Source organism: Pseudodonghicola xiamenensis DSM 18339, assembly GCF_000429365.1.
GTDB lineage: Bacteria > Pseudomonadota > Alphaproteobacteria > Rhodobacterales > Rhodobacteraceae > Pseudodonghicola > Pseudodonghicola xiamenensis.
The window spans coordinates 1-7272 of sequence record NZ_AUBS01000066.1; the positions used below are offsets into that span (position 1 = coordinate 1).

Consider the following 7272-nt stretch of genomic DNA (forward strand, 5'->3'; position numbering starts at 1 on the left):
TCTGGGCGGCCTGCCAGCTGCGCAGTGGCTACTTGCTGACCGAGGCTATGACGCCGATTGGTTCCGCGAAGCCTTGCAGGACAAGGGGATCAGGGCCTGTATTCCTGGCCGCAAGGCGCGCAGGAGCCCCATCAAATACGACAAGCGTCGCTACAAACGCCGCAACCGCCCCTCTCGTGACATTGCTCCGCAATGCACTGCCGGGCAGCGATACGAGATCATGTTCGGCAGGCTCAAGGACTGGCGACGCGTGGCGACCCGCTACGACAGATGCCCGAAGGTCTTCCTCTCCGCCGTCGCTCTCGCCGCAACTGTGATGTTCTGGTTATGAGTCCTGAGCCTAAACAATTCGATATTCAACAACATGTCACAGACTCGATCATCGAGGCGATGGAGGCAGGAACGCCCCCGTGGCGTCAACCGTGGACAGGGAGCAAGGCCGGGGCGGCGTTCCCCCTGCGGGCCAACGGCGAGGCGTACCGGGGTATCAACACGCTGATGCTCTGGCTTATCGCCGGACAGAAAGGCTTCGCCTCGCCGTTCTGGTTCACATTCAAGCAGGCCAAGACTGCGGGAGGCATGGTCCGCCGTGGGGAGAAATCCGCTTCCGTGGTCTATTACAACACGCTGGAGACAGAGGACGAAGCCACAGGGGAAGAGGTCAGAATCCCCTACATGCGGGGCTACCGCGTTTTCAACGCGGATCAGATCGACGGACTACCCGAGGAATTTTACCGCCCTGCCGCCGTGGAGGCCCGCGACCTCGGGACCGAGGGCGACCCTGAGCTTGATGCTTTCTTTGCTGCGACCGGCGCGCAGATCGAGACCACCGAAGCGCCGGAGGCCTTCTATCATCCGGGGCGTGACGTGATCCACATGCCCCCGGTCGGCACCTTCCATGGTGCAGGCGGCTACTACGCGACCCTTGCACATGAAACCATCCACTGGACCGGCCACCAGAGCCGCCTTGACCGTCTGACAAAAGGCCGCGACCGGGAAGCCTACGCGAGGGAGGAATTGGTCGCGGAGATTGGAGCTTGCATGGCTTGCCTCTCTCTTGGTCTGACCCCTGATTTCGGGCAGGTCACGGCGCATATATCGAGGGCTGGCTTAAGGCCCTGCGGGGCGACAAGAGGTTCATTTTCAGCGCCGCCAGTGCGGCACAGAAGGCCGTGGACTACATCAGCACCAACCAAGTTCAGCACCGGGAGGCCGCGTGAGCGGCCCACACTTCACAGGAGAGAACCACATGAAACTTTACGACCTGACGTTTGATCAACTCGAAAGCGAATATCCGAGCGAGGCGGCGGACGCCTTGCAAAACGTCGAGAACATGCCGGGGCTAAATGGTCGCGATTTGTATGAACTGATCGAAGAGGAATTCGCCCGCATCACCGAAGGCGTTGAGGCCATCGGGCAGCATGTTGTCGCGGTTGCTATCGTTCACAACCGTGACCGAAAGGCCTACCCCGCCCAAGCCCGAGGTAAATTTACGCTCAAAGCGGTGCCGGGGTCTCCGGAATAAAGAGTAGAAGCTCCGCCATGGCGGGGCTTCTCTATACATCCATATGGATAACACTATGAGTTTCGATCCGTCGTGACAGAACCTGTGACCGAACCTGCTACGCAGAACCCGTCACTGAACCTGTCACAGCCGTTCGAGCAGGGGGCTGGCCCCCTGCACCCCCAGTGCATTGAGAGGGGATAGGAAAAGGGGAGGTAAGGAAAGGCTTACCTTCTAGCCCCTCGGGCGTTGGACATATACTTTAGTAAAGTAAATTTATCGAATCGATACTTTAGTATGTGTTCGATCATTGTTCAGTCCTACCGGAGGCAGCCCCTTCCCATGTCGCATACGATACCCTCTGTGATGATCGCCGGAGCCTTGACGCTGATCATGGCCACCGCCGCGAACGCCGGAAACTACCCATTTGAAGGCACATGGGACTGCGATGGCAGCGAAGTCAAACTGACCTCGGAAACCTACAGCTTCGGACAGCAGCCGACACTCACGATATCTGAGGTGGTCGAGATTTCCGACACCGCGCGGGGCGTCATGTTCACCGACGGATATCGCATCGCGTTTTTCGACATCACCAGCAGTTCTATGCAGTGGCACTCCCCTGCCAGTGGCGACACATTCGATTGCAAGAAAACCGCCGAGGCTGCGCCGGAGACCCCGGCACCGCAAGAGCAGCAGATTGCTCAAGACGCTCCTCCTGCACCCGAAGAGCCACGCGAACAGAATTCCGCCTTACGCTATCCCTTCCAAGGGGAATGGACATGCGCCGACAGCGCGACCGGAGAGGCGCTCACCGACCTGTCGCTGACTGAGAACGACGTGAACATTGCGTTTATGGGAACGCGGATTTCATACGAGAAGGTTAGCCCGATTGGCCGCAACGGGACCGCCTTCAACGTTGTTCTCCGCGATGGGCAGATGGGCGGCATCTACGAGTTGAGTGGCGATCACTTCCTACTCAACTTTTCAGGGTTGTCCCTGAGTTGCGAACGCTGACCGCCCGAGCCGTAGATGTTTCGGATTTCAAGAGACTACTGACGTTAAACAAGGAGTAAGAATGTCGGACCAATCAATCCATGTGGGCGCGCGCGATCTAGGCACCGCAAAACTCGTCTACATTATGAACTTTGTAGGGTTCATCCTGCCCATATCCACAATCGTCGCTTTGATCGTCGCGTACCTGTCAGACAAGTCTGACGAATTGGTCAAGACACACCTCAAGTTCCAAATTCGCACGTTCTGGTGGACATTCCTGATGGTCATCGTGGGGATTGTTGGTGCGTTCTTCATCGTCGGATACCTCATCTTGCTGTTTGCCTTCATCTACGCCCTGACGCGCTATATTTCCGGTTTCATGCTGCTCAATAAGGGAGCACCTGTGACCGGCACCAAGACCCTGAATCTCGTGGCTACCTAGTCCCGAGATTTCCTATCGCGCCCGACGATGGTCCCGTGCGCCGCTAACACCATGTGAAATGGCAGGATCAACAAGAATGCGGATGCAGAAGAAATAAGACCGCCCTGCACCAGCGCAGACTTTCCCAGCCCGATCAACTCCGGCGATCTTCCGGGATGATCCGACAGTGCAAGTGCTACGATGATTTCCCAGTCAGCCAGGGCGAAAAATTTCGCCTTGGCTGACTGTTCACGGTACGCCGCCGCCTCGGCCCGGACAGCTTCTTTCCGGGATTCCGGGAGCCTGTGGTATGCGATCAGGGCGCAACCTCGCCGTGTCGCAGCATATGCCGTCGCTACGTCCTGTGCATCCTCGGTACTGATACCGATCACCCGACCACGCACCATCACATCGCCCGGATCGCTTTCCGGAAACTCACGGACATAGACACGCAGCCCTGTGTAGAAAAAAGCCGCCACACTCATTCCGGCACACAGCCAGTAGCGTTTCATGCCCATTGGTCTATCCCAGTTTCTCTTGCGATGTTAATGCTTTTAACATAAAGTGAACAGAGTAAGAACAGCAAGCAATGTTTTGTATAAACAGAAGTTTAACAAAACGGCTGCGCCGGTCGCCTGTGGCTTCGATAGTCGCCTGCGGCTTCGATTTCCGGACAGGTCCGAGGAGGGAGAAAATGCGCGAGAACATTTTGGCAATCCGTCTCGATGATGACGAGTGGAACCGGATATCGGATATGGCCGGATCAGTCAGCTTGCCCATGAGCAGCTATGTCCGATCATTCATCCTGACGCAGAGGCCACCGAAACCCCGAGCCTCGGGCGTGACCGTCGAAGCAGTAGCGGCGCTGAATCGCATCGGTGCGTTGCTCAATCAAATTGCCCGTGTTGGCAACTCATCGAAGACCTTTTCGGCGGCTGAGGTCGGGCGGGTGACAGCCGCGCGAGAGCGCATTCTTGAAATTGCAACAGACCTAACAGGAGATTGAAATGACAACCGAAACCGCAATGGCACGGACCATCACTCTTGTTTTCACCGGCATCATGATGCTGATGATCGGCGGACTCGTCCGGGGTCTGATCTACGTCGCGGACACGCCGCGCCGCCGCCGTGCGGCCCGGAAAGCCTCTGCCGAGGTCAATCCGCAATGATCGCAAAAACCCGGAAAGGGGAAAATTTCGGCAGGCTCATTAGATACCTGACAAAGGACGATCGGGGGCGGCTTCTGGCGCTCCACAATCTTGCGTCAGACAGCCCCGAGGCGGCGGTATCTGAAATGACCGTTGCGGCGGCGCAGAGCACCCGGACAACGCAGCCTGTCATGCATATCTCTGTCAGCTATGCCGAGGGAGAACATCCCACCCCGCAGCAGATGCGGGCGGATGCGCGGCGCGTCCTCTCCTCTCTCGGGTTGTCCGAAAATCAGGCCGTGGTCATCGCTCACGATGACAAAGACCACCCCCATTTTCACATCGCGGTAAACAGAGTCGGACCGGACGGCAAAACTGTTTCCGACAGCAACAGCTATTCCCGGATTGAAGGCGCGTTGCGCAGGATCGAGACGGAGCGCGGATGGACCGCCGTCGAAGGTCGGAACGCCCCCGCCCCGGAAACGGGAGAGCGGATGCGCGGCCATCGGCGCAGCCGGGAACCCTACCAGCCGGACGTGCCGGAACGTGTCCGGCAGGCGCTCCTGACGGCCACAAGCTGGCACGATTTGCATACGCAAATCCGAGCCACGGGTTGGACGTTTGAGATCGTGCAAAAAGGGAGAGGCAGCGGGGCGCTTTTGACCGGGCCAGACGGTCAGAAAGTCGGCGCAGGCCGCATCGACCGTGCAGCTACGCTAACGCAGCTCCGCGCAAGACTGGGCCGCGACCCCGAGGCTATCAAGAAGGCGCGGATGCGGGTCGCGCGCGCGGCACGTCGGGAACTCGGCAAATCCGCCCGTATCGCCGCAAGAGCAGCACTCGCGCCATTCCTTGCTCCCAACTTTTCGCAACGACGGCAACGACGCCCACGGCGTTCTCATGCACCTCGGCTCTAGGAGAAACAGCCATGCGCAACATCATGACACTCGCCCTCATTTCGCTGGCCTCACCAATCGCCGCACAGGACGGGTTTTCTCACAACCGCGACCTGTCCCACACGCGGGAGCGGGCCGGGCTGCCGCAGAGCGAAACCGACGTCGGTGATGTGAACGCGCCCGGTTACAACCCAAACGCCCTCCGACCGGCAGGCGATGGACTGGGGCGGCACACCGCGACGGAAACGCTGCAAATGCAGGGCCATCCCGTGCGCGGATTGTCTCTCCCAACGCGCGGCGACGAGGCAGCCAACAAAGATTATGTCGATCAGATTCACGCTGATCTGTCCGACCAGATCGGGGCGCTGTCGATGGACTTGGGAACAGTCCTCAGCGTCGGAAACCAAGGGCGCGGGCGCAGGGTTGCCGACATTGCGGACCCGATCCAGCCGCAGGACGCAGTGACGAAATCATACGTCGATGCACTGTTCGCGACACTCTCGGACACGGAGCCTGCCGCCCTGCCGTTCGTCTATGCCCGACTGACCGCCTTCGCCACCAGCGAGGCCGACCCGAACCTTTTTTACTACACCTGCGACACGCCCACCCTTGCCGCAGACGGGACACGTGGTTGTGCGACAGATGGATATCGAACGATAACGCCTGTCGCACCCGCAGATTTCCGCTTCTATCTGGAAGAGGCCAGCGTGATGACCGTTTACAACCTTTCCGTACAAGTGGCGGAAGGTGACTGTCATCTCAGAGATATCATCGGCGAGGAGGAGACGACTTTCGGCGGCGGCTACATGCCCGCAACCGATGGAAACCCCTCTGAAACGATCCATGTCGGTGATCTTATCCCCGCAGCGTGGGGACACAGCACCGGGCGTCAGGTCACGGGCCCCGGCGCAATCTCCTATGGATGTTCTACGCGCTGGCGAGCGCACCTGACATCGCCGGAAAATGCCGACTGGTCGCAGACCCTCACGAATTTCAGTGGCGATCTGAGAGCGACAGCGCCACGATTTCCCACGGAGTGACGTGATGGCACGGATCAAGAAAGCCGACGCGCCGGAGAACGATGCGGATTTGCCGCCTGCCGATGATATCCGGCGGTTCATCGTCTACGCGGGCGATCTGATCGAAGAACAGCGGCGCGTCACAGATGAATTGACCGCCGCGCGGGAAGCCCTCACCGACGTGTCTACAGGATATAACCGCACCTCACGCGCCCTTGCGAAACGCGAGGCTGAGGGCGTCACGGTTCATATCGGGAGCGATATCGACAAGGCCCGCCAGCACATCGCACAGGCCCTCTCGGAGCCTCTGGCACGGGCCGAGGCTATCGCATGAGAAACCCGGATCACCGCGTTCCTGTCCAGCCTCACCGGCGCTGCCATCGGCGCGGGGGGCGTTGCTGTTCTGCTTATTCTTGATCTGATCTGACGGGGTATCATCATGCGAAACACAGACGCTATTCGTCAGTTTCTCGATTCAGCCACGGTTGCCCGCGATCCACTCGACGCGACAGCCTGTCGAAGGGCGGCGGTTTGGCTCCGGTGGTGTGACGCCTTCGGCGCGACGATGACCGACGACGAGACCGGACACCTCGCCCAGGGCAATGCCTTGGGCGAGGCTGCCCGACAGCTTATCCGGCGGCTGGCAGACGAGTTTCCCGCGCCGCCCGAGGATGCGGCACTCACGTATCTCGATGACGACGAAGGAAGCGGCTGGATGCGGAACATCCCCGAGGCTACCGGAGCCGCGCGAACGGCGCGGCGCAGGGAGGCGGAGGACGAAAGGCCCGAGGTTCAAAGCCCATTCGATGACATGGAACCGGGCCTGTAAAACGAGAAAAACCGGGGCATTGCCCCGGTCTCCCGATCCGCTTTCAGCAGAACTACTCCCCGCATACGCGAGGAAAACAGACTGCCATGGGTTCACCCATACCAATACTGTTGGTTCATCCCCGGACATGCGGGGAACAGTCGTCACGTCCTGCAGAACGCTAGGCTCAGGACTCATAACCAGAACATCACAGTTGCGGCGAGAGCGACGGCGGAGAGGAAGACCTTCGGGCATCTGTCGTAGCGGGTCGCCACGCGTCGCCAGTCCTTGAGCCTGCCGAACATGATCTCGTATCGCTGCCCGGCAGTGCATTGCGGAGCAATGTCACGAGAGGGGCGGTTGCGGCGTTTGTAGCGACGCTTGTCGTATTTGATGGGGCTCCTGCGCGCCTTGCGGCCAGGAATACAGGCCCTGATCCCCTTGTCCTGCAAGGCTTCGCGGAACCAATCGGCATCATAGCCT

13 protein-coding genes are annotated in these 7272 nt (G+C 59.5%); 11 read left to right on the top strand and 2 right to left on the bottom strand.

Annotation, left to right across the window (positions count from 1 at the left end):
- The 5 genes from G455_RS0121695 to G455_RS25140 form a co-directional block, all read left to right on the top strand.
- Window positions 1-331, top strand: a 331-nt coding sequence (locus G455_RS0121695) for an IS5/IS1182 family transposase (protein ID WP_028095550.1), incomplete at its 5' end; no start/stop codon positions are given.
- Window positions 328-1275 carry an ArdC family protein gene (locus tag G455_RS25135; RefSeq protein WP_240474638.1) on the top strand — a complete coding sequence of 316 codons (948 nt, stop codon included), beginning with the start codon at window positions 328-330 and terminating at the stop codon, window positions 1273-1275. The genes G455_RS0121695 and G455_RS25135, both read left to right, overlap by 4 nt.
- Complete coding sequence (locus G455_RS0121705) at window positions 1250-1525, top strand: hypothetical protein (RefSeq protein ID WP_028095551.1); 276 nt, start codon at window positions 1250-1252, stop codon at window positions 1523-1525. Before G455_RS25135 ends, G455_RS0121705 begins: the two co-directional genes overlap by 26 nt.
- Before the next feature lie 345 nt (window positions 1526-1870).
- Window positions 1871-2518: a hypothetical protein gene (locus tag G455_RS0121710; RefSeq protein WP_154664459.1), complete on the top strand. Its 648-nt coding sequence runs from the start codon at window positions 1871-1873 to the stop codon at window positions 2516-2518.
- A 61-nt stretch (window positions 2519-2579) separates the two neighbouring features.
- On the top strand, window positions 2580-2939 hold the full coding sequence (locus G455_RS25140) for a DUF4870 family protein (protein ID WP_051312687.1): 360 nt from the start codon (window positions 2580-2582) through the stop codon (window positions 2937-2939).
- Here the strand turns inward: G455_RS25140 and G455_RS0121720 are convergent.
- Window positions 2936-3436, bottom strand: coding sequence for a hypothetical protein (locus G455_RS0121720; RefSeq protein WP_028095553.1), 501 nt, complete (start codon window positions 3434-3436; stop codon window positions 2936-2938). The genes G455_RS25140 and G455_RS0121720 overlap by 4 nt on opposite strands.
- 176 nt (window positions 3437-3612) lie before the next feature.
- On the opposite strand from G455_RS0121720, the gene G455_RS0121725 reads away from it, so the two are divergent.
- The 6 genes from G455_RS0121725 to G455_RS0121750 all read left to right on the top strand — a co-directional run bounded on the left by G455_RS0121725 (window position 3613) and on the right by G455_RS0121750 (window position 6810).
- Window positions 3613-3924 carry a plasmid mobilization protein gene (locus tag G455_RS0121725; RefSeq protein WP_028095554.1) on the top strand — a complete coding sequence of 104 codons (312 nt, stop codon included), beginning with the start codon at window positions 3613-3615 and terminating at the stop codon, window positions 3922-3924.
- Between the two features lies 1 nt (window position 3925).
- The gene (locus G455_RS26570; RefSeq protein WP_154664460.1) at window positions 3926-4087 is read left to right on the top strand and encodes a hypothetical protein; all 162 of its coding nucleotides are present in this window, start codon (window positions 3926-3928) and stop codon (window positions 4085-4087) included.
- On the top strand, window positions 4084-4983 hold the full coding sequence (locus G455_RS0121735; RefSeq protein ID WP_028095555.1) for a relaxase/mobilization nuclease domain-containing protein: 900 nt from the start codon (window positions 4084-4086) through the stop codon (window positions 4981-4983). Before G455_RS26570 ends, G455_RS0121735 begins: the two co-directional genes overlap by 4 nt.
- A gap of 11 nt (window positions 4984-4994) precedes the next feature.
- Window positions 4995-6002 (top strand): hypothetical protein, encoded by a 1008-nt coding sequence (locus G455_RS0121740; protein ID WP_028095556.1) that lies wholly within the window; start codon window positions 4995-4997, stop codon window positions 6000-6002.
- A 4-nt stretch (window positions 6003-6006) separates the two neighbouring features.
- Window positions 6007-6315 (top strand): hypothetical protein, encoded by a 309-nt coding sequence (locus G455_RS0121745; protein WP_028095557.1) that lies wholly within the window; start codon window positions 6007-6009, stop codon window positions 6313-6315.
- 231 nt (window positions 6316-6546) lie between these two features.
- Entirely contained in the window at window positions 6547-6810 is a 264-nt protein-coding gene (locus tag G455_RS0121750; protein WP_154664461.1) for a hypothetical protein, read from the top strand.
- A 173-nt stretch (window positions 6811-6983) separates the two neighbouring features.
- Here G455_RS0121750 and G455_RS0121755 read toward each other — a convergent pair.
- The coding region (locus G455_RS0121755) for an IS5/IS1182 family transposase (protein ID WP_028095559.1) at window positions 6984-7272 on the bottom strand (289 nt) is incomplete at its 5' end.